Below are 20,520 nucleotides of genomic sequence, written 5' to 3'. Positions count from 1 at the left end.
CAAATCCCCCTTAGGGCTCTACTTTGATAATCAATCCAGTCTATTTGGATTATGTCGCTGTTTGGTCACAAAAAAGGAGAAACCATGGGACTTACCGTGGGGAGTAATCAAGATACCTTCAATTACAAGGTTGTCAGCCAATTTGCCATCGTTACTGTGCTTTGGGGAATTGTTGGCATGCTCGTGGGAGTTATTCTCGCAGCCCAGTTGATCTGGCCTGAAATCACTTTTAATATTCCTTGGTTGAGTTATGGTCGCTTGCGTCCTTTGCACACCAATGCAGTGATTTTTGCTTTTGGTGGATCAGCCTTATTCGCAACATCCTATTACATCGTTCAGCGTACATGTCAGGCGCGTTTGTTTTGTGACAAGCTAGCAGCCTTTACCTTCTGGGGTTGGCAGGCAGTTATTGTGCTGGCTGCAGTGACATTGCCATTGGGCATATCAACCTCAAAAGAATACGCTGAGCTTGAGTGGCCGATTGATATTTTGATCACTGTAGTTTGGGTAGCCTATGCAGTTGTTTTCTTTGGCACCATCATGAAGCGTAAAACGAAACATATTTACGTTTCGAACTGGTTCTTCGGCGCATACATTCTGACTATTGCCATTCTGCATATCTTTAATAACTTAGAGATGCCTGCAACATTATGGAAGTCCTACTCTGCATATGCTGGGGTTCAAGATGCAATGGTTCAGTGGTGGTATGGTCACAATGCAGTAGGCTTCTTCTTGACCACTAGCTTCTTGGGCATGATGTATTACTTCATTCCAAAGCAGGCTGAGCGTCCAATCTATTCATATCGTTTGTCGATTGTTCACTTCTGGGCATTGAACTTCACGTATATGTGGGCAGGTCCTCACCACTTGCAGCACACTTCTTTGCCTGACTGGACTCAGTCGCTCGGTACTGTGTTCTCTTTAATTTTGCTAGCCCCATCTTGGGGTGGCATGATCAACGGCATCATGACATTGTCTGGCGCTTGGTATAAATTGCGTCGTGACCCGATCTTGAAATTCTTGGTAGTGGCACTGTCCTTCTACGGTATGTCTACCTTTGAAGGCTCCATGATGTCTATCAAGACAGTGAATAGCTTGTCTCACTACACAGACTGGACTATTGGACACGTTCACTCTGGTGCTTTGGGTTGGGTAGCCATGATTACTATTGGCTCTCTCTACTATCTGATCCCGCGCTTGGTTGGTCAAAAAGAGATGTATAGCACTAAGTGGATCGAGTTGCATTTCTGGATCGCCACTATTGGTGTTGTTCTCTATATCGCTGCAATGTGGATTGCCGGCGTTATGCAAGGTTTGATGTGGAGAGCGTTTGAACCAGACGGCACTTTGACATATAGCTTTGTCGAGTCTGTTAAAGCGACTTTCCCTTTCTATGTTATTCGTTTGATGGGCGGATTGTGCTACCTAAGCGGCATGTTCTTGATGGCGTATAACGTCTTCAAAACAGTGCAGGGTAAAACTTTTGTAAATGCGCCTATTCCAATGGCCGTTGCTGAACACTAAAAGGAGAAGAAAATGTCTAGCGAAAATAAATTCTTTTCCCACGGAACGCTTGAGAAAAACGTTGGTTGGTTAATTATTGCAACGATCGTGGTCGTATCGATCGCAGGGTTGGTGCAAATTGTCCCGCTCTTTTTCCAGCACACTACGACTGAGCCTAGTCCTGGCGTTGTTCCATACACAGCTTTACGTTTAGCTGGTCGCGATATCTATCAACGTGAAGGTTGTGTTGGTTGCCATTCACAGCAGATACGGACATTGCGTTCTGAAGTAGAGCGCTACGGTCCCTATTCATTGGCTGGCGAGTCTGTATATGACCATCCATTCCTATGGGGTAGTAAGCGTACAGGCCCAGATTTAGCTCGTGTAGGTGGACGCTATTCAGATGCTTGGCATCAGATCCACCTAAACAACCCGCGCGATGTGGTGCCGGAGTCCAATATGCCTGCTTACCCTTGGCTCGGAAAAAATGCAGCTGATGCAAGCTCTATTCAGTCACATATGGTTGCTATGCGTCGTTTAGGCGTTCCATACACTGATGAAATGATTGCAAATGCACCTGCAGAGTTAGAGGGTAAGACGGAGTTAGATGCTTTAGTTGCTTATCTTCAGGGGTTGGGCATTACGCGTCGCTATATTACTGTCGAAGAAGTTGTAGCGAAGTAATTAACAAGGTTATTAATTAAAACTACTTAAATCAAATGGAACAGATTACTCCCTACCTCTCGGCATTTTCTACAGTAATAGGCCTTGTCTTTTTTATAGGAATTGTTTTGTGGGCTTGGTCTCCTGGGCGCAAGAAAGCAAATCAGGAATCAGCAGATCTTCCATTTGATCTTCCGGATGAATTTAGTAAGGACAAATCATGAGTGACTTTTTTAGCAGCGGTTGGAGTGCTTACATCGCCTTAGTTGCATTAGTTGGAATTTTCTGGTGTATCTGGCTTTTGTTCTCCCAAAGAAAAGCTAAGGTTGTGCATACGGCCGATGGCGCGGTTGCTGATACGGGTCACGTATGGGATGGCGATCTGCGTGAGTTAAATAATCCATTGCCACGTTGGTGGATGTGGATGTTCTTGCTCTCTTGTATCTTCGGATTGGTTTATTTGGTTTTATTCCCTGGTCTTGGATCGTTTCCTGGAGTGTTGGGCTACAGTACTGATGGATCGCTAATGCAATCAATGACTAATGCTAATGATGAGCTCAAGCCTGTTTATGCGAAATACGTCAAGATGGACATTGAGCAAGTGGCGGCCGATCCTAAAGCCCGCGAAATGGGTCAACGCCTCTTTCTGAATTCTTGTGCACAGTGTCATGGCTCTGATGCTGGAGGCGCTAAAGGCTTCCCTAATTTGACTGATGGTGACTGGCTCTATGGAGGTTCACCAGAAAATATCAAGGCATCCATTACCTATGGACGTGGCGGTGTGATGCCTCCATTCCCACAGCTGGATAGCAATCAAATTGTGGATGTTGCTAACTATGTACGCAGCCTTTCAGGTCTGTCTGCAGATGATGCGAAAGCAGCTCGTGGCGCACAAGTATTCGCTGCAAACTGCGTAGCCTGCCATGGCCCTGATGGCAAAGGAAATATTGCTATTGGTGCACCAAACTTAACTGATAAAACTTGGTTATATGGCGGTTCAGAAGCGACGATTATTGAAACGGTAACTAAGGGTCGTATGGCAATGATGCCTGCTCAAGACAAGGTATTGAGTCCTGAGAAGATCCAGGTGTTAACAGCTTATGTCTGGGGTTTATCTAACAGTAAACAACCGGCTGCAGCTAAATAAGATTAGTAATTAGTGCCATATATTCCGCCGGGTGGGAAACCTGTTCCGATAGAAGTTATTGAGGAGTCTCTTTACGAGGTCCGGCGAAAGATTTATCCGCGTTCAGTATCAGGGCTCTTTGCCCGCTGGCGCTTTATTCTGGTATTTGCTACTCAGCTGCTGTTTTACGGCCTGCCATGGGTTAGTTGGAATGGCCGTCAAGCAGTTCTCTTTGATTTAATCCAGCGCAAGTTTTACATCTTTGGCCTCGTGTTATGGCCACAAGACGTGATTTATCTCACCCTCTTATTGATTCTTTCTGCGCTCGCTTTATTTCTATTTACTGCAGTTGCAGGGCGTTTATTTTGTGGATATGCCTGTCCGCAGACCGTCTATACCGAAATCTTCATGTGGATCGAGCGCAAGGTCGAGGGTGACCGTTTTGCGCGGATTCGTTTGGATGGTGAAGAGTGGCCTTGGGGTTTGCGTAAATGGCGTTTAAAGATTACGAAGCATTTCCTATGGTTATTGATCGCATTCTGGACAGGCTTTACTTTTATTGGGTATTTCACCCCAATTAGCACCTTAGGTTCTGCATTAATTCATCTGTCTTTGGGTCCATGGCAGACTTTCTGGTTGTGCTTCTATAGCTTTGCAACCTGGGGTAACGCAGGGTTCATGCGTGAACAAGTATGTAAATACATGTGCCCATATGCACGCTTCCAAAGCGTGATGGTAGATAAAGATACATTCTTGGTGACATACGATAAAGTGCGTGGCGAATCAAGGGGCAGTCGCAGCAAGTCTGCAGATTTAACTTCCCTGGGTTTGGGCGATTGCGTTGACTGCAGTATTTGTGTTCAAGTTTGCCCTACTGGCATTGATATTCGTGATGGCTTGCAATATATGTGTATTGGTTGTGGCGCCTGCATTGATGCATGCGATCAAGTGATGGAGAAAGTGGATTATCCAAAAGGACTCATTCGCTATACGACTGAGCGTGCCATTGAGGATAAAGAGTCCAATCAAAGTGCGATTCGCCATATATTGCGCCCGCGCGTATTGATCTACACCGCTTTTATCACTGTGCTTACAGCCGCTTTTATAGTTTCTCTCGCCACCAGAAACCCATTAAGGGTTGATGTGATGCGTGATCGTGGGGCATTGGCGCGTGAGGTCGAGGGTGTAAGGATTGAGAATATTTATCGCATTCAAATCATGAATGCATCTGAAAATAATATGAATGTGCAGGTAAAGGCGCTTGGTTTGGATGGATTAAAAGTGCTTAATTCACAAGGGCAGATTGTTACCGAGATTGAGGTTGGGCCAGCTAGCAACCTTCTGATGCCGATCAAGGTGAGCGCCGATGTTGGAGCGAATGAGGCTGGTAACTACCCAATTCATTTTGATGTAGTTGCCCATGAGATGTCAGGTGACGAGTTAATTACGAGAACCCGCGAAGAGAAATCTACTTTTATTATTCCCCGTTAAGCCAAAAGCAATGGAGAGGATGGATATGACAGAGCAACAAACTACTAAACCATGGTTCAAACAACTATGGCCATGGCTTTTAATTAGTGGACCAGCTGTCGCCATGATTGGCTGCGCTATTACTATTTACTTGGCTATCAATCTATATGCAGATAAGCCATTGCGTGATGGCGTAGTGAAGCAGGGTCTTAAAGTTGAGCAGCTTAAAGATGCGCAGGTAGCAAAATGAAGTACCGTCTACTAATCTGGATTTTGTGGCCCTCATTTTTGGTGGCTGGCATGGCAGAGGGCTTGTTATTTACCGTGATTCACCCACAAGACCTTTTATTTTTTGGTTACCACCCTGATGTTTCTGATGAGGGTATTTATACAATCGGGTTCTTTGTGATTTGGACCTTCTGTGCAATTTCTAGTGCACTTACTGCTTATATCCTGCCTGGAATTGAGTCGCCAGATAGCAAGGAAGTCGACCGCGGCTTAATTTAAGCCTGTTTGATTGGGATTTCAGGGCTTGCGCAGCCGTGGCGATCTGGGTTTGGAATACCTGCCAGTTCATATAACCCATCCATATCGATGAGTTTGATGTGGCGTTGTTTGATTTGAATTAAGCCCGACTCTGCAAAGCGTGAGAGCATGCGACTGACAGTTTCAATTTGAATCCCAAGATAGCTGCCAATATCATTGCGACTCATGCGCAAGTCGAATTCATTATTCAGATAGCCGCGTGCAGCCAGACGTTGCGAGAGGCTCAATAAAAAAGCGGCCAATCTTTCTTCTGCACGCATCGTGCCAAGTGATAGTAGGTGGCGTTGATCTTGAGTCAGTTCCCGACTCATGATTTTATGGAACTGATTTTGTAAGACGGGGATCTGCCGAGCCAAATCTTCAAAAGCATCGTAACGAATAATGCAGACTTCGCTCTCTTCAAGAGCAATCGCATCTGACTGATAATGCCCCTCACCAATGCCATCAAGTCCTAGAATTTCGCCGGGCAGATGAAAGCCAATCACTTGTTGTCGACCGTCTTGCAGACAGAACTCTGTTTTAAGGGTGCCAAAGCGCACGCTATATACAGAACTGAGTGGATCGCCGTGACGATAAAGGCTTTCACCTTTTTGAAGATGAACGCGCTCTTTAACCAAGGTATCGATTTGGGAAACTTCGCTACTATTTAATCCAACCGGTAGACAAAACTGACCCAGTACGCAAACTGAGCATTTGCTGGTTGGGCTGTCGGTAGGTTTGTAGTTCATATTAGGGCTGATCTATAAGATCAGTTTATTCTATAAGTATGAAGATTATGGCTTTTACCTATTTTCTGTTGATTTCATGCTGACAACTAGCTTACTCGTTGCGGTCTTTCTGGGTGCACTTGTGAGTGGCTGGCACTGTGCTCTGATGTGCGGTGGGATAGCGGCTGCCATAGAGCGGCCAAGCACCTCAGAGACCCCATTGCGGCCCAAATCAGAGCTTTTTTACCTACAACTGATTATGCATTTGGGGCGTGTCACAACCTATGTCTTATTAGGCGCTCTTGCTGCCTCATTGGGGGTCGTGGTTTGGCAGCAAAACCTCATTCCAATCCAACGCCCCTTATTTGCTTTAACTTCCCTGATCTTAATTCTGATGGGCATGCGTCTACTCAGAATAGGCAAGTCAGAAGGTTTACTTGGCGGCAAATGGTTAAGTGCAAAAATTGCGGCTTATTGGGCTAAATACTTGGGCGCTATGGCGAGCGGCCCTTCGCGTTGGTTTAGCGGCATGCTATGGGGTTTGGTGCCCTGTGGTTTGGTCTATAGCGTTTTACCACTCGCCTTTTTATCGGGTGATGTAGTAACTGGTGCCGCGCTGATGTTGGCATTTGGTTTGGGTACATTACCTAACCTATTACTGATCTCTAAATTTTCAGCGGCGCTGACTCAGTTTGGGCAATATCTATGGGTGAGGTATTTGGCTGCTGCACTTCTATTGATTGCAGGCGGCTTTGGTATGTATCGTGCCTGGGTATTGCCAGAAGCCTTATTAAAAGGTGGCTTCTGTATTTCTTAAGTCGCTCTTAAGTTGTTGCTGCTTCTATGCCGGAGCTCAGATCTGGATAGAAAGAATCTTGGGGTAGCGTAGATAAAAATTCACTGCGCTCTGCCATCTCTAATGGTTGATGCGCTAAGCCGCAAATGATCAATCGAATATTACGAATCTTGCACAGGTGCGCTAGTTCCATGATTGTATCCATGCCAGAAGTATCAATGTAGATTACTTTCTTTAAATCGAGCAAGAGTGTTTGTGAGGGTAAATTCGCTTCAATCTTTTCTAGGAGTTTTACTGCTCCAAAAAAGATGGCACCATGAATGCGATAGGCATCAATTCGACCTTGCTGATTACTCAGTCCCGGGTAATCGTCAACTAGAGCAGGCTCGCAACGCGATAGACTGGAGATACGGTAAATGAAGGTGATAAAGGCGAGCAGTAAACCTACCTCTACTGCAATCGTGAGATCTAGTACAACAGTGAGAATAAAGACGCTTAAGATAGTGATTCGATACGGCAAGCGGAATTGCTTTAGATCGATGAACTTCTGCCACTCACCCATATTCCAGGCCACATACATCAAGATGGCGGCAAGGCTAGCTAAAGGAATGTTTTTGGCAAGCGGCGCTGCAAATAAAACAATGACTAGTAAAGTTGCTGCATGGACGAGTCCAGAGACAGGTGTAGTGCCGCCACTCTCTATATTAGTTACTGTGCGAGCAATCGTGCCAGTCGCTGGCATGCCACCAAAAAATGGAATTGTGAAGTTAGCAATACCCTGAGCTACTAGCTCTTGATTTGACTCATGGCGATCATGAATAAGGCCATCGGCAATGCGCGCACAGAGTAAAGATTCAATTGCGCCTAATAGGGCAAGTGTTAAGGCTGGTGCCACCATGTATTGAGCGCTATCCCAGCTTACCGGAATCCATTCAAAAGCGGGGAGCCCTGAAGGGATCCCGCCAAAGCGACTACCAATCGTATCTACTGGTAAATTAAAGATGCTGGTAACGATTGTTGCCGCTACCATTGCTACAACAGTGCCAGGAAGATGAGAGAGCCAACCTAAGCGATTCTGAAATATCTTCCATAAGATCAGTAAGGCAAGACTCCCACAAGCTAAACCAAGCGCAATGGGGTTAAAGGTGTCTGCTGCTAAGTAGAGTGCATGCACTGATTGAAAAAATTGAGCTGGCATTTTTTCAATCTGAAGTCCGAAGAAATCTTTGACTTGAGATAGCCCAATCAAAAAGGCAATACCATTGGTAAAACCAATAATGACCGCAATTGGAATGAAGCGTACTAGCGTTCCAAGGCGAAATACTCCCATCAGAAATAAAAATACTCCTGACATGGCGGTTGCGAGTAATAAATTGGGAACCCCATAGCGCTCCACAATGCCGTAAACAATGACGATGAAGGCGCCGGCCGGTCCGCCAATTTGTACGCGGCTACCTCCAAGTAAGGAGATAAGCCCGCCAGCAATAATTGCAGTAAAAATACCCGCTTGGGGTTTGAGTCCACTGGCAATAGCAAAAGCCATGGCTAATGGGAGTGCAACAACCCCAACCGTTAATCCAGCAAAAATATCCTTCGTAAAAAGGGTGCGGTTATAGCCAGAAAATGAGTCAAAAAGTCGGGGACGAAAAAACATAAGATGAATGTTTCAATGGCCTAAGAGATACGGTTGCAAACCCAATAAGCAAAACTCGCACACAAGGCAGTAACAAAACTGCCCCATGCAATATCAATGAAAGCCAATTGTGTTGGAAAGTTTCTAACCACCGCCAGATTGGTGAGGTCGTAGGTCATATAACAAAATAGACCAAACAAAGCGCCATATTGCAGTGCATATATCCATGACTGTTTTGATAGCGCCGGAACAATTACAAAAATGCAGACGCCTAATGCATAAAGCAGGTAGAACGCAAGCCCAGCTATAAGTTTGGGTTCGCTGGCCATTAAGTCACCCATCTCATTGCGATAGAGATTCTTTGCGATACCCAAAAGCCATACCAAATCGATTGCAATAAGGGCGATTAAAAATGAGAGGTAAATGGCAAAATTCTTGATCAATTAAGTTACCTTTATTCTTTTATAGGTTAATAATAAGTATTATGATGTAAAGAGCAAATGAGTAGTTCAATTTAAAGGGAGTCAACATGTTTAAGCATTTATTGGTGCCAGTAGATGGTTCGGATGTCAGCAAAAAATCCTTAAAGAAAGTCGCCGCCCTTGCTAAGGCGGATGGCGCTGCAATTACGTTGGTATACGTTTCCGATCCTACGCCTCCAATGGTTTATTCAGATAGCACCATGGGTTATGGAATTTCAAAGAAACAGCATACAGAAGCTTGTCAGGCATATGCACAGGATGTATTTAAAAAGTCGACAACGGCGCTGGGAGTTGGCGCTAAAGTGAAAAGTCTTCACATTGAAAATAGCAACCTATCTGAAGGCATTTTGGCTGGCGCAAAAAAAGCGAAAGCGGATGTGATTGTTATGGCGTCTCATAAGCGCACAGGTATCAAAGGGATCCTGTTGGGTAGCGAGACCCATGAAGTCATTGTGCATTCCACATTGCCAGTATTAGTTCTGGGTTAATTTACCCAGCATCAAGTTAAAAGGGTCCAATTGGACCCTTTTTATTTCAGCAGCATTGCTGAATTTATTTAGTTCTGTTTAATAGGGCTACCGAGCAGAAGCATCTCTCTAGTCAGTTGCCCGCTTTCGTTATCGCGCATAGACCATAAATCAAGTTGGGTTTTAGAGCCATAGGGGTCTACGTAGATTCCATTTTTTCTTAATTCAAAATGTAGGTGTGGCCCCGTTGACCTCCCGGTAGTTCCTACATAGCCAATTTCTAAGCCGCGCCGCACTTCGTTACCTAACTCAAGTTCTACGTTGTAATTGCTCAAGTGCGCATAGTAGGTGCGGTAATTGCCCGGATGCTCTAAAACAATTAAGTTTCCAAATGCACCACTAAAGCCTATGTGCACAACTTTGCCATTGGCAACACTAAAGATGGGGGTGCCGATTGGGGCGGCATAGTCAATCCCCATATGGGTGCGATAGCGTTGCTTTGTTGCTGGCGCCTGGGTTGGAGCCACTGACGCAGGATTCTTGCTGCGCTTACTTGAGGAGGCTCTTACCATGCCAACTCCCCGAGAGATACGGCGATAGCTTAATGGATTAGTCCAAAAAGAACGCTCAAGCGATTCTCCAGATCCTGTAAAAAACCCCCCGGGAATGTCACTGCGCTCCATCCAAAAGGCATTTGCATAAACGTCTTTAGTGTTGGGGTCAATAATTTCTGCAGCCCAAATTTGCGCCCATCTTTCTCGATCACCAAAGTCAACAATCAAGCGCACAACGCTGTTAGTATTTTCAAGAGAATTATTTTCTTCAGGATAGATTTGCTTGATCAGGGAATTTAATTCCCAAACCAGCTCAACTGGCAATTGATCGCTTACTTTTCGAGGGTCATACAAGACATCTCTTAAAGGAATCCGAATCTCGGTTAAGCGTTTGGACTCATCTTTGAGATAGTCTTGCTGAATTAAAAACCCACCAACAGCTGATGGTGTAAATGTCCATACTTCAGTTTTACTATCTTGGATTGGGCCATTCATGATGCTCAATGAGTCGAAACGATTACGACTTCCAAAGGCAACCGCATAAGGGATGCAATCTCCACGCATGTGATCAAAAAATGTTTTGGTCTGATTTTTGAAGAATTCAGCGAACTGCCGATTATCAATGCCAACGCTAGCCGGTAGGCTATTTTCATTAAAATTGCGTCTTAGGCACCCTTGGGCTACTCGATAGTCAAGGTTTGCATCGCTGTCGAGCATCAACTCATCTGGGGCTTTTCGCTGAAATAGCGATGGGTTCAGACTCATGCTATTGGTTTTTGAGCCAGTACCCGCAGATTTATCTTTGAAGCCAACCTGCCTATTGGTTTGAACGGTAATTTTCTTGCGTGCTTGGGTAGTGCTTTGGGTTTGGCTACTTTGGGCTTGAGCTGCATAAGCCAAGCCCGGAGTTGAGCTAAGAAAGGCGCAGCCAGACAAAATGATTACTCCCCTAGTGAACAGGGAGCTAAGAGATACTTTTTTATTCACCCCTCAATTATCTAATAATGTGGGAGCATCTCTGAATAAATATGCTGTGCCGCAGCAAATTAGACTTAATCTTGATCCGGCGCTATTTTTGAGAGCTTCAAAGACTGCTTTCAGCCTTTGCTCATAATTTTGCTTTACAACGGACGCCTCATCGGCTGGCCAGGATCTAAAACTGGCACCTTTAGCAATGTCAGTTTTGCCACTTTTAACTAAATTTGTTGCACAACATGGTGGTTTGAGGATATTGGAGTGTGAATGCATCAACTTTGCAGCAAATCTAACTTACAAGATGCCTGTTCGGATAGCAACCACTCGGCTCATTTTCGCCATATGCATTTCTTATTGAGTGGATTAATTATTCTTTGTTCGGACCCCTGTCGGCAAATTAAATTCTCGATACAATCCATTTTTGATTAAGGAGTTTAGATGCCGATTATTGAATCCATCCAAGTTGCCTCTGTAGCAGTACCTTTGGATAAAGTCACTTCATTTTCTACTCGTACTGTTTCCGAGCGTCACTATTGCTTGGTAAAAGTACGCGGCAAGGATGGTAATGAGGGCATCGGTTTTTGTTATGTCGGCAGTGCCGGCGGAGATATTGCCAAACTCGCTGTTGAGCAATTACTAGCCCCCAAACTCATTGGTCAAAATAGTCACCGCAGTGAAGGCCTCTGGATGGAAATGTATAACGAATCCATCCTCCAAGGTCGTGCAGGTGCAGTAATGCGCGGCATCTCGATTTTGGATACGGCTTTGTGGGATTTAAATGCACGCTCAGTTGATTTACCTTTGCATCAATACTTGGGTTCAGTGGTTGATGATCGGGTGCCAGCTTATGCTAGTGGTGGTTACTATCTTGAAGGTAAAACGCCTGCCAAATTAGGCAAAGAAATGGAGTCTTACGTAAAGCAGGGCTTTAAGGCAGTCAAGATGAAGGTGGGGCGTTTATCGCCATCGGAAGAAGAGGTGCGTGTAAAGGCTGCTCGCCAAGCGGTAGGTGATGATGTATTGCTCACTCTTGATGCGAATAATGCCTGGCGCGATCTACCTACGGCTCTCGAGTACGTGCGTCGCTTTGAAGCATACAACCCGTATTGGATTGAAGAACCTTTTTCTCCAGATGCGATTGATTTACATGCTGCCTTGGCGCGTCAAACCAAAATCAACGTTGCTACCGGTGAGATGGAGGCGGGACGTTGGCGTTTTAGAGAGTTGATTGATGCCGGTGGCGCCGCCATTCTGCAATCTGATGCGGCTGTCTGCGGCGGTATTACTGAGTGGAGAAGAATTTCTGCATACGCTGATTTGAAGGGCGTCATAGTTTGTCCGCACTGGATGCATGATTTGCATGCACCATTGGTTGCGGCTACGCCTAATGCACGCTTTGTCGAATTCTTCTTGGATGATCAGGTGCTGAACTTCCGTAGATTGATCAATAAGCAGCTGACTTTTAAGAATGGGGATTTGATTTTGCATAAAACCCCTGGTTTAGGCTTCGAGTTTGATGAAGCTGCTGTCAAGAAATATGCAGGTAAAGCCGCTTGGACCAAGATCTCTTAAGATAAGCAATTACTAGAAACAATAAGGCCCGCTCAAGCGGGCCTTATTGTTTTGAGGATGAGATCCGTCCACCTATCAGGTGTACCTTAAGAAGATCTGGGATTGAGTTTGAAATGGGTAATCGTTTGAGTCACTAGCACCAGGCCAAATCCAACGAAGCCAACTAAATCTGCCTCTGTGGAGGGGTAGGCAAGGGCAACCCCAGAGATCACCATGATGATTCGTTCAAAGATCTTGGTTTTCTCAATGAACCAACCTTGTAGTCCACCGGCTAGGCAGATGATTCCAACAACGGCCGTGAAAGAGACCCAAGCAATTTGCATCCAGTCCGCCTGCTCTAGAGCGCTGGTGGATCCCATTAATAACAAGCTAACGCCTGACTTATCTAAAACAAACATAAATGGAACCAAAATAGCTGGAGCAACATACTTCCAGGTTTGCAAAGTAGTCTTATAGGGGTTGCCTTTACAAATCGCAGCTGCAGCAAATGGCGAGAGTGCAGTCGGTGGCGATACTTCCGAAAGTACAGCGTAATAGAAGATAAACATGTGGGCTGCAAAAGCAGGCACGCCTAAATTAATCAAAGCAGGCGCTGCGATTACTGCACAAATAATGTAAGAGGCTGTTACTGGAACAGCAAGGCCAACCACCCAAACCACGAGAGCGGTAAAAATAGTTGTCAGCAAGAGCGAGCCACCTGCATACTGAATCACAATCGAGCTAAATTTCAGGCCAAGACCGGTTAAGGTAACAGTACCCACAATGAGACCGGCACCAGCACAGGTGGCAGCGATAGCTAAGACACCAGTTGAACCAGTTGCAAGCGCCTTGGTCAGATTGGAGTTGTACAGGCCAGAGAGAATGGGTTCTTTGCCTTTAAACCATGCCCATGGAATGATGGCGGTATCTTCACGCAACATGCTTGATAAAGCCGAAACTATTGTCGCCCAGAAAACGGACATCACGGGAGAGAAGCCCATCAACATAAACACCACAATCGAGATGAGCGAGAAGAAGTGAAACCAGTATTTCTTGGTGAGTTGCCAGGCTGTTTCAGCAGACTCAAAATGAATATTTTTCATGCCATATTTGCGTACATCAATTTCGACCATCACAAATAAGCCAAGATAAAAAAGGATAGTTGGAATGGTTGCCATCAGCAATACATCTAAATAGGAGATTTTGAGAAAATCTGCAATCAAGAATGCAGCTGCGCCCAGTACCGGAGGCGAGATAATGGCGCCAAGACCGCCTGCTGCCAAAAGGCCGCCAGCAGCATTTTTCTCGTAACCCACTTTGTCCAGCATGGGGGCTGCAACTGAGCCAACCGTAACAGTGGTAGCAACGCCCGATCCAGAGGGTCCTCCGAGCAAGAAGGAGGACATTACGATAGTTCTGCCAACCCCAGAAGATTTTCCGCCCATTGCTGCGAATGAGAAATCAATAAAGAACTTTCCTGCGCCAGTAAATTGCAAGAAAGCGCCGAAGATGGTGAAGAGAATAATGAGGGTTGCAGAAACATCAACGGCAGTGCCATAGATGCCTTCTAGAGTCATATACATGTAGCCTACTAGACGATCAAGATCATAACCTTTATGAGTCCAAGGGGCTGGCAAGTAGTTGCCAAACAATGCATAGAGTAGAAACAGGATAGTTACTGTAACCAAGATCATGCCATTGGTTCTTCGAACACTTTCTAAGATGAGGGCAATTAATGCAATGCCCACCATGACATCGGTAGAGTTAGGCGCAGTATTGCGGTCCATAAAGTCATCGCCACCACTCAGAATGTAATACGCGATGGCTACCGAGATAAGTGCGCAGACAATATCCCAAGGCATGAGCCTGTTTTTAAAGCGAGCCGCAATGGGGAAGCTTAGGAATACGAGAAATAAAACCAGAGCAACGTGAATGACCCGTAACTCTTGTGTGGGAACGATTGAATACGCGGCATATAAATGAAAGAGTGACATGCCTACTGCCACCAGGGTGATGAACTTCGCTAGCAGTCCCTTGTAGTCATTAGAGTCGCCTTCCTCTTGCTTGATAAAAGCGTCTAGTTTTTCTTGGGTTTCGTTATCGATAACGTTTTGATTCATGTCTCAACCTCTGTAATTATTTTTATGCACTGCTTTATGTATTCACTTCCGTAAAACGAAAGGGGTGAGATTGGCTCACCCCCGATAGAACATCAAATTAATTTAGTTTGACGTTCTTTTCTTTGAAGTACTTGAGTGCGCCTGGATGAAAATCAACAGGGGTTGATTTTGTTTTTTGGTTTTCTAGGCTGACGCTCATAAATTCTTGATGAGTACGCACCAATTCCAATTTATTATCAAAGATTGCCTTAACAATCTTATAGGCCTGATCGTCAGGCATATTGGCATTGACTACCAAGATATTGGCGACTGCTGCGACTTTATTGTCTCTAGCCATGCCGCTATAAGTAGCCTTTGGAATGGTAGTTACAAAGTAAAGGTTGCCATATTTTTTATTCATGGCAGTTACCTCTTCGCCGGTGTCGACCATCACAATCTTGGTGCCTGGCGTATTGGCTAAGTCAGTTACGGCTGCTGTTGGTAATCCACCCACCCAGAAGAATGCATCAATTTTGCGGTCTTTAATGGCATTAACGGATTCGGCAACGCTCAATCGCTCACGTTTAACATCCTTGTCTTTATCAATTCCAGCAGCTTCCAGTAGGCGAAATGCCATGACTTCCGTTGCGCTACCAGGGGCGCCGGTACTAATACGCTTGCCCTTGAGGTCTTTCATAGACTTGATACCAGTGGAGTCTACGGTCACTACATGCATGAGGTTTGGATAAAGCACTACCAGAGTGCGTAAGTCCACTTTTTTGCCAGCAAACTTACCTTCGCCAATCTGGGCATCTTTAGCGGCATCAGCCATCGAGAAACCAACATATGGCTTACCTGTACCGATGAGGTTTAAGTTATCTACCGAACCCCCGGTCACCTCTGCAGTAGCAGACATTCCAGGAACCTTGCTTGACAGAACAGAGGCAAGACCGCCACCCATTGGGTAGTACACGCCACCCGTACCGCCGGTGGCGATAGAGATGTTTTGGGCGCTAACACTCGCACAAAGAAAGCTAAGCGATAAGGCAATCACTTTGAGTAGTTTCATTGTTGTCTCCTAATTATTTTTTAAATTACAAACCTGGCATGCTGAAGTTAATTGCTTTGAGCTCGCTGAGCAGTTGCGCTTGTTGCTCAGCGCTTAACTGCATCAATGGTGGACGCACTCTGAGCCACTCAGAATCCTTGGTGTAATGGGCTAAAGCAGTTTTCATGCCCGCAATCATTTGATACTTAGCAAAAATTCCACGCACTTGATCCAAGTTTGCTTGAAGAGCATCAGCATTTGATTCTCTCCAGTGTGCTGCTAAATCGGCAATCGCTTTTGGATTAACGTTGGCAGTAGCGGAGATACAGCCAACACCGCCAGCGCGCAAGGCACGCATCAGGAATACTTCGCTACCTGCATAGACACGGAAGCCTGAGGGCGCCAGTAATTTAATGACCGATTCTGTATAAGACCAATCGCCAGAGCTATCTTTCATGCCCACAACAGTCTTTGGATATTCTTTTGCTAAGCGCTCAAGCAAAGAGAGGCTTAAGGTCAACTTAGTAACCGGAGGAATGTTGTAGATATAAATCTGCAAAGCAGTGCTGCCTACTTTTTGAATGACTTCAGAAAAATAAGCGAATAGACCATCATCAGTAACGTCTTTATAGTAGAAGGGCGGCAACATTAATACGCCCGCGCACTTATGGTTGACTGCGTGACGCGTCATATTCACAGTAGCATCAATCGATGTTGCCCCGGTGCCGGGCATTAAGTGCTCAGGCTTTAATCCACCTTCCACTAATGCTGTTAAGGTGCTCATCTTCTGCGGGGCAGACATTGAGTTTGCTTCTGAGTTCGTACCAAAGATAGCCTGCCCAACACCATTAGCTTCTAGCCATTGGCATTGTTTTAATAACTTAGGAGCATCTGGACTGCCGTCCGCCTTAAATGGGGTGATGACAGGGGATAACACCGCTGGCAAGGTGGAAGGGTGCAGAGAAATCGTCATGCTGGCTCCGTTTTTAGTTATTTACTTCAGATGGAAGTGTTTGTTGGTTAAAGAAGGCTTCTAAATTATCTACGGCTAAGTTGGTCATGGCTATTCGTGTTTCCGAGGTAGCGCTTCCAATGTGCGGTGTTAACAATACATTATCAAGCGTTAAAAATTCATGACTTGGGTTAGGTTCGTTTTCAAAAACATCCAAGGCCGCACCTGCAATCTTTTTATGTTGCAGCGCATATAAAAGTGCCCCCTCATCGACCACACTGCCGCGGGCAATATTGATTAAATATCCCGATGGACCCAAGGCTTCTAGAACCCTAGCATTAATCATATAGTCTGTATCGGGGGTTGCTGGGCAAGCTAAAAATAAGATGTCACAGGCCTTGGCTAATTCTTGAGCATCTGGATAGTAGGCGTAGGGCAAAGATTTTTTATTAGGCCCCGAATACGCTATCTCAACTTTGAATGGCTCTAAACGTTTAGCCAGATCTTGCCCAATGCGACCCATGCCAGCGATACCCACTCGTTTACCAGCCAAAGTAGTGGTGAGTCTGAAGGGTGCTTTTGACCAAGCGGTGCTTTTGATGTATTCCTGCGCCTCGGGCAGTTGGCGCAGTAGGGCGAGCATCATGCCAATGGCCAGTTCGCATACGGCATCGTTTAGGACGCCAGGGGTGTTGCTTGCTTTAATTCCTTGCTCTTTAAGATAAGCCAAAGGAAGGTTGTCATAGCCAACCCCACAAGTAGCAACCATACGAATACTGGGGATCTGTTTAACTAGGGCCTCGGGCAGCTTGGTATTGGAGCGAATCAAAATCGCCTGAAAGTTTCCGGCAGGAGCAGGCTCTTGAGGATCGGGATGGTGAAAAGGGGTAAAGCGCCGATCTATTTCTGCCTGCATAATTTCAGGGAAATGGCCGACCTGTAGCACCGAATTGACGGGGATCATGTCTCACTTACTTTTTTATTGAAATAATGACCCCATTGTAAGAGGATTTTTCAGAAAAAGTCCTTCCCCTTTTTAGGAGAGTATTCATGTTATTTACCCCAGCTGAAACCAAGGTGGTTATTGTCGGTGGCGGCACTATGGGTGCAGACGTTGCAGCCGTTTGTGCGCGCGGTGGCTGCGCGGTCCAGGTGGTTGAGCCAACTACAGAGCGGCGCGCCCTCCTGCCAGATTACTTTGCAAATACCATGGCAGATCTCGGTTATGAGCATCGCATTCATTTACTGTCTGTTGCGGGTTCGCTTGAAGAGGTTGATTGGTCTGATATTGATTTAGTGATTGAGTGCGTGCCTGAGCGTTTAGATATCAAGCGAGAGCTATTTACTAAGTTGGAGAAATATGCAAAGCCTGAGGCGGTATTGGCGAGCAATAGTACGAGCTTCCCAATTAGTGAAATTGCCAGCGGCCTAAAAACATCTGCTCGTATGATTGGTTTGCATTTCTTTATGCCTGCACATTTAGTACCTTGTGTGGAAGTGGTATATGGTGCAAAGACTTCTCCAATGGTGGGTGAAAGCCTCTCACGTTTGATGACTGCTTGTGGCATGGTGCCCGTTACTGTGAAAAAAGATCTTCCAGGATTTTTGGCTAATCGTTTGCAGCATGCTTTATCGCGTGAGGCTTTTTCAATGGTTGATGAAGGCATCTGTACACCAGAAGATATTGATAAAGCCGTTCGTTTTGGTTTTGGCTTTCGCTATATCGCAGCAGGCCCAGCCATGCAGCGAGATCATGCTGGCCTTGAGGTGCATGGTGCTGGAGGCGCAACCATTTATCCAACCTTAAATAATTCACCAACGATAGCAAAGTGCTTGAGTGATCGCATCGCAAGCGGCAAGTTTGGTATGAAAACTGGTGAAGGTTTTTTCACCTGGACGGCAGAAACGATTAAAGCTGAACGTGAGCGCTATCAAAAAGCATTACGTGCTGGCCTGAAGATTATTCAGAAAGATCTTCCTGAAATTAAATAGCAACTAGTTGTTTAGTTGCTCACTAAGAAATATCTTTTAGGTGGAGTTTGCCAAGGTGCGGGGCGAGTCGATAAGTAATGAGGACGATGGCAATAGTCGCGACCCCACCAAATACGATGGATGGCACTAAACCGATCATGCTGGCAGCAATGCCAGACTCAAGCGCACCCAATTCATTAGATGAACCAATGAAGATGCCATTAATGGCGCTAATTCTGCCGCGCATATGATCTGGCGTGGTGAGCTGCATGATGCTGCCTCGAATGACCACTGAAATCGAGTCAAAGCATCCGGAGATAAATAGAAAAAATGCGCAGAGCCACAAATTACTGGAGATGCCAAAGGCAATAATCGCCGCCCCAAATCCTGCCACTGAGATCAGAAGATATTTTCCTGAGTCTTTTAGCACGGGACGCCGAGCGAGGTAGATTCCAGTAAGGACTGCCCCAGCCGCGGGCGCGGCACGCAATATCCCCAGAGTTTCTGGGCCCGCATTGAGCACCTCCTTCACAAAGGCTGGAAGAATAGAGACTGCGCCCCCGAAGAGAACGGCAAACATATCGAGTGCCATGATGCTCAAAATGAGTTCATGTTTTCTGACGTAATGAAACCCTTCCAAAAAGCTCTTTAAAAAGTGCTTAGATAAGTCGCTCGATTTTTCTTGCACAGCAGTAATGAAAGTAATTCCGTATAAACCGACTGCTCCGCAGAAGGCGGCGAGCAGATACGTCCATTCAAGACCAGCAAACCCAATCATGAGCCCACCCAATCCTGGGCCGGCCACTACGCAGATCTGAAACGCTGAAGATGCATACGCTGTGTAACGCGGTAGTTGGTCTCTCGGAATGATTTGTCCAAAAAGCGCTTGATAAGAAGGTCTTAATAAAGCGCGCCCAATACCAATAAATGCTACTGCGGTATAGATCAATGGTATTGGTGGGCTAAGCCATCCCAATGCGATGACCGTTAAAAATAATCCAACCGCAATATGAATGAGGCAGGCGATTGCAGCAATCCACTTGCGAGAGTAGTGATCTACTGCATGACCTGAATATAGAGCCAGCGCAAAGTAGGGAACGAGCTCTGCAAGACCAATCAGCCCGAGTGAAACTACGCTATTAGTGATTTCGTAAAGATGCCAACCTACCGCTACCATCGTAATTTGGTAGCTTAGGGTTGCGCCAACGCGGTACAGCAGTAGGGTTCTAAAGGCTTTGCCGGGATTCATGAATTCCCTCTATTTTAGAGGAGAAGAGGGTTATCCTTAAAGAATGAAGAAAATTATTCGAGTATGGGATCTGCCAATCCGCTTATTTCATTGGTTGCTGGTGGTATGTATAGCCGGCAGCTTTTTGACTGTCAACTTGGGTGATGAATTCATCCAATGGCATGCTTATTTCGGTTACTGTATTTTGACCTTATTGATCTTCAGGATCATCTGGGGTTTTGTTGGATCTACCCATGCGCGCTTCACCTCTTTCTTACCAACTAAGAAAGCGATTTGTGATTACTTAAGTGGAAGTTCATCTCGCGTTCTTGGGCACAATCCCATTGGCGCGATTTCTGTATTTGCACTCATTTTTGTCTTATGCGTTCAAGTGTTCACCGGCTTATTTGTCGATGATGATGTCTCCTTTCAGGGGCCACTAGCAAAGTATGTGTCTGGTTCGATATCTTCATTTTTATCGGAGATTCACGAAGGTAATCAAGTAGTGATTTACGCCTTGATTGCAATTCATATCGCAGCAATTTGGTATTACAAGAAATTTAAAGGTGAGAATCTGATTAAGCCAATGATTAGTGGCGATAAAGAAATCAACCCAAGCGAGGAGGCTAAATACTTGCCTGCTGACTTGGGTCGTGTCTCCAAGGATGGAGTGTTACAGCGCGGTTTCGCATTGATGCTTTTAAGTGTGATCGCGGTAGCGGTCGGTTACTTAATTACGAAATAACAAT

21 protein-coding genes are annotated in these 20,520 nt (G+C 45.5%); 12 read left to right on the top strand and 9 right to left on the bottom strand.

The annotated features are described in order from the left end of the window. The first annotated feature begins 84 nt into the window (after positions 1-84). Genes ccoN through ICE89_RS10855 form a run of 7 tightly spaced genes read left to right on the top strand, consistent with a single transcriptional unit; the run spans position 85 to position 5,269 of the window. On the top strand, positions 85-1,524 hold the full coding sequence (gene ccoN, locus ICE89_RS10885; protein WP_215361806.1) for a cytochrome-c oxidase, cbb3-type subunit I: 1,440 nt from the start codon (positions 85-87) through the stop codon (positions 1,522-1,524). Between the two features lie 12 nt (positions 1,525-1,536). After that, positions 1,537-2,187 carry a cytochrome-c oxidase, cbb3-type subunit II gene (gene ccoO / locus ICE89_RS10880; protein WP_215320652.1) on the top strand — a complete coding sequence of 217 codons (651 nt, stop codon included), beginning with the start codon at positions 1,537-1,539 and terminating at the stop codon, positions 2,185-2,187. A gap of 35 nt (positions 2,188-2,222) precedes the next feature. Beyond that, positions 2,223-2,390 carry a cbb3-type cytochrome c oxidase subunit 3 gene (locus tag ICE89_RS10875; RefSeq protein ID WP_216262542.1) on the top strand — a complete coding sequence of 56 codons (168 nt, stop codon included), beginning with the start codon at positions 2,223-2,225 and terminating at the stop codon, positions 2,388-2,390. Beyond that, positions 2,387-3,313: a cytochrome-c oxidase, cbb3-type subunit III gene (ccoP, locus tag ICE89_RS10870; RefSeq protein WP_215361801.1), complete on the top strand. Its 927-nt coding sequence runs from the start codon at positions 2,387-2,389 to the stop codon at positions 3,311-3,313. The genes ICE89_RS10875 and ccoP overlap by 4 nt, the downstream gene beginning before the upstream one ends. Before the next feature lie 12 nt (positions 3,314-3,325). Further along, positions 3,326-4,783, top strand: coding sequence for a cytochrome c oxidase accessory protein CcoG (gene ccoG / locus ICE89_RS10865; RefSeq protein ID WP_370625365.1), 1,458 nt, complete (start codon positions 3,326-3,328; stop codon positions 4,781-4,783). 25 nt (positions 4,784-4,808) lie between these two features. Next, positions 4,809-5,012: a FixH family protein gene (locus tag ICE89_RS10860; RefSeq protein ID WP_216265904.1), complete on the top strand. Its 204-nt coding sequence runs from the start codon at positions 4,809-4,811 to the stop codon at positions 5,010-5,012. Next, positions 5,009-5,269 (top strand): hypothetical protein, encoded by a 261-nt coding sequence (locus ICE89_RS10855; protein ID WP_216265903.1) that lies wholly within the window; start codon positions 5,009-5,011, stop codon positions 5,267-5,269. The genes ICE89_RS10860 and ICE89_RS10855 overlap by 4 nt, the downstream gene beginning before the upstream one ends. Here ICE89_RS10855 and fnr read toward each other — a convergent pair. Further along, entirely contained in the window at positions 5,266-6,036 is a 771-nt protein-coding gene (gene fnr / locus ICE89_RS10850) for a fumarate/nitrate reduction transcriptional regulator Fnr (RefSeq protein WP_215358279.1), read from the bottom strand. The two genes, ICE89_RS10855 and fnr, sit on opposite strands and share 4 nt — an antisense overlap. A gap of 76 nt (positions 6,037-6,112) precedes the next feature. Between fnr and ICE89_RS10845 the strand changes: the two genes are divergently transcribed. After that, positions 6,113-6,832: a sulfite exporter TauE/SafE family protein gene (locus ICE89_RS10845; protein ID WP_216262537.1), complete on the top strand. Its 720-nt coding sequence runs from the start codon at positions 6,113-6,115 to the stop codon at positions 6,830-6,832. A 7-nt stretch (positions 6,833-6,839) separates the two neighbouring features. On the opposite strand, the gene ICE89_RS10840 is transcribed toward ICE89_RS10845, so the two are convergent. Together ICE89_RS10840 and ICE89_RS10835 are read right to left on the bottom strand one after the other, a co-directional pair. Beyond that, on the bottom strand, positions 6,840-8,465 hold the full coding sequence (locus ICE89_RS10840; protein ID WP_216265902.1) for a SulP family inorganic anion transporter: 1,626 nt from the start codon (positions 8,463-8,465) through the stop codon (positions 6,840-6,842). Positions 8,466-8,485: 20 nt separating this feature from the next. After that, a complete protein-coding gene (locus ICE89_RS10835; RefSeq protein WP_216265901.1) occupies positions 8,486-8,887 on the bottom strand; it encodes a DUF2177 family protein in 402 nt (133 codons plus the stop codon). An 86-nt stretch (positions 8,888-8,973) separates the two neighbouring features. Between ICE89_RS10835 and ICE89_RS10830 the strand changes: the two genes are divergently transcribed. Further along, positions 8,974-9,414, top strand: a complete 441-nt coding sequence (locus ICE89_RS10830) for a universal stress protein (protein WP_216265900.1) — start codon at positions 8,974-8,976, stop codon at positions 9,412-9,414. Positions 9,415-9,482: 68 nt separating this feature from the next. Here the strand turns inward: ICE89_RS10830 and ICE89_RS10825 are convergent, their stop codons facing one another. Continuing rightward, entirely contained in the window at positions 9,483-10,934 is a 1,452-nt protein-coding gene (locus ICE89_RS10825; protein WP_370625364.1) for a M23 family metallopeptidase, read from the bottom strand. A 426-nt stretch (positions 10,935-11,360) separates the two neighbouring features. Between ICE89_RS10825 and ICE89_RS10820 the strand changes: the two genes are divergently transcribed. Then, a complete protein-coding gene (locus ICE89_RS10820) occupies positions 11,361-12,494 on the top strand; it encodes a mandelate racemase/muconate lactonizing enzyme family protein (protein WP_216265899.1) in 1,134 nt (377 codons plus the stop codon). An 86-nt stretch (positions 12,495-12,580) separates the two neighbouring features. Here ICE89_RS10820 and ICE89_RS10815 read toward each other — a convergent pair whose 3' ends face one another. From ICE89_RS10815 to ICE89_RS10800, 4 genes are all read right to left on the bottom strand, one after another. Next, positions 12,581-14,593 carry a TRAP transporter fused permease subunit gene (locus ICE89_RS10815; RefSeq protein ID WP_216265898.1) on the bottom strand — a complete coding sequence of 671 codons (2,013 nt, stop codon included), beginning with the start codon at positions 14,591-14,593 and terminating at the stop codon, positions 12,581-12,583. A gap of 97 nt (positions 14,594-14,690) precedes the next feature. Continuing rightward, a complete protein-coding gene (locus tag ICE89_RS10810; RefSeq protein WP_216265897.1) occupies positions 14,691-15,641 on the bottom strand; it encodes a TAXI family TRAP transporter solute-binding subunit in 951 nt (316 codons plus the stop codon). Positions 15,642-15,666: 25 nt separating this feature from the next. After that, positions 15,667-16,593 (bottom strand): dihydrodipicolinate synthase family protein, encoded by a 927-nt coding sequence (locus ICE89_RS10805; RefSeq protein WP_216265896.1) that lies wholly within the window; start codon positions 16,591-16,593, stop codon positions 15,667-15,669. Positions 16,594-16,606: 13 nt separating this feature from the next. Continuing rightward, a complete protein-coding gene (locus ICE89_RS10800) occupies positions 16,607-17,536 on the bottom strand; it encodes a 2-hydroxyacid dehydrogenase (protein ID WP_216265895.1) in 930 nt (309 codons plus the stop codon). An 86-nt stretch (positions 17,537-17,622) separates the two neighbouring features. Between ICE89_RS10800 and ICE89_RS10795 the strand changes: the two genes are divergently transcribed. Next, positions 17,623-18,564: a 3-hydroxyacyl-CoA dehydrogenase family protein gene (locus ICE89_RS10795; protein ID WP_216265894.1), complete on the top strand. Its 942-nt coding sequence runs from the start codon at positions 17,623-17,625 to the stop codon at positions 18,562-18,564. Positions 18,565-18,586: 22 nt separating this feature from the next. On the opposite strand, the gene ICE89_RS10790 is transcribed toward ICE89_RS10795, so the two are convergent. Beyond that, a complete protein-coding gene (locus ICE89_RS10790) occupies positions 18,587-19,792 on the bottom strand; it encodes an MFS transporter (RefSeq protein ID WP_216265893.1) in 1,206 nt (401 codons plus the stop codon). Positions 19,793-19,835: 43 nt separating this feature from the next. Here ICE89_RS10790 and ICE89_RS10785 point away from each other — a divergent pair, with 43 nt between their 5' ends. Continuing rightward, positions 19,836-20,516 (top strand): cytochrome b/b6 domain-containing protein, encoded by a 681-nt coding sequence (locus ICE89_RS10785; RefSeq protein WP_216265892.1) that lies wholly within the window; start codon positions 19,836-19,838, stop codon positions 20,514-20,516. The last annotated feature ends 4 nt before the right edge of the window (positions 20,517-20,520 follow it).

It is taken from the genome of Polynucleobacter sp. AP-Kaivos-20-H2 (assembly GCF_018882215.1).
In the GTDB taxonomy this organism is placed as follows: domain Bacteria; phylum Pseudomonadota; class Gammaproteobacteria; order Burkholderiales; family Burkholderiaceae; genus Polynucleobacter.
Note: the sequence above shows the minus strand (reverse complement) of the source record. Positions and strands in the feature narration are given on the sequence as shown.

Excerpts from the sequence above, each read along its gene's own strand:
- ccoN (WP_215361806.1), top strand. The coding sequence starts at position 85 with ATGGGACTTACCGTGGGGAGTAATCAAGATACCTTCAATTACAAGGTT.
- ccoO (WP_215320652.1), top strand. The coding sequence starts at position 1,537 with ATGTCTAGCGAAAATAAATTCTTTTCCCACGGAACGCTTGAGAAAAAC.
- ICE89_RS10875 (WP_216262542.1), top strand. The coding sequence starts at position 2,223 with ATGGAACAGATTACTCCCTACCTCTCGGCATTTTCTACAGTAATAGGC.
- ccoP (WP_215361801.1), top strand. The coding sequence starts at position 2,387 with ATGAGTGACTTTTTTAGCAGCGGTTGGAGTGCTTACATCGCCTTAGTT.
- ICE89_RS10860 (WP_216265904.1), top strand. The coding sequence starts at position 4,809 with ATGACAGAGCAACAAACTACTAAACCATGGTTCAAACAACTATGGCCA.
- ICE89_RS10855 (WP_216265903.1), top strand. The coding sequence starts at position 5,009 with ATGAAGTACCGTCTACTAATCTGGATTTTGTGGCCCTCATTTTTGGTG.
- fnr (WP_215358279.1), bottom strand. The coding sequence starts at position 6,036 with ATGAACTACAAACCTACCGACAGCCCAACCAGCAAATGCTCAGTTTGC.
- ICE89_RS10845 (WP_216262537.1), top strand. The coding sequence starts at position 6,113 with ATGCTGACAACTAGCTTACTCGTTGCGGTCTTTCTGGGTGCACTTGTG.
- ICE89_RS10840 (WP_216265902.1), bottom strand. The coding sequence starts at position 8,465 with ATGTTTTTTCGTCCCCGACTTTTTGACTCATTTTCTGGCTATAACCGC.
- ICE89_RS10830 (WP_216265900.1), top strand. The coding sequence starts at position 8,974 with ATGTTTAAGCATTTATTGGTGCCAGTAGATGGTTCGGATGTCAGCAAA.
- ICE89_RS10820 (WP_216265899.1), top strand. The coding sequence starts at position 11,361 with ATGCCGATTATTGAATCCATCCAAGTTGCCTCTGTAGCAGTACCTTTG.
- ICE89_RS10815 (WP_216265898.1), bottom strand. The coding sequence starts at position 14,593 with ATGAATCAAAACGTTATCGATAACGAAACCCAAGAAAAACTAGACGCT.
- ICE89_RS10810 (WP_216265897.1), bottom strand. The coding sequence starts at position 15,641 with ATGAAACTACTCAAAGTGATTGCCTTATCGCTTAGCTTTCTTTGTGCG.
- ICE89_RS10805 (WP_216265896.1), bottom strand. The coding sequence starts at position 16,593 with ATGACGATTTCTCTGCACCCTTCCACCTTGCCAGCGGTGTTATCCCCT.
- ICE89_RS10800 (WP_216265895.1), bottom strand. The coding sequence starts at position 17,536 with ATGATCCCCGTCAATTCGGTGCTACAGGTCGGCCATTTCCCTGAAATT.
- ICE89_RS10795 (WP_216265894.1), top strand. The coding sequence starts at position 17,623 with ATGTTATTTACCCCAGCTGAAACCAAGGTGGTTATTGTCGGTGGCGGC.
- ICE89_RS10790 (WP_216265893.1), bottom strand. The coding sequence starts at position 19,792 with ATGAATCCCGGCAAAGCCTTTAGAACCCTACTGCTGTACCGCGTTGGC.
- ICE89_RS10785 (WP_216265892.1), top strand. The coding sequence starts at position 19,836 with ATGAAGAAAATTATTCGAGTATGGGATCTGCCAATCCGCTTATTTCAT.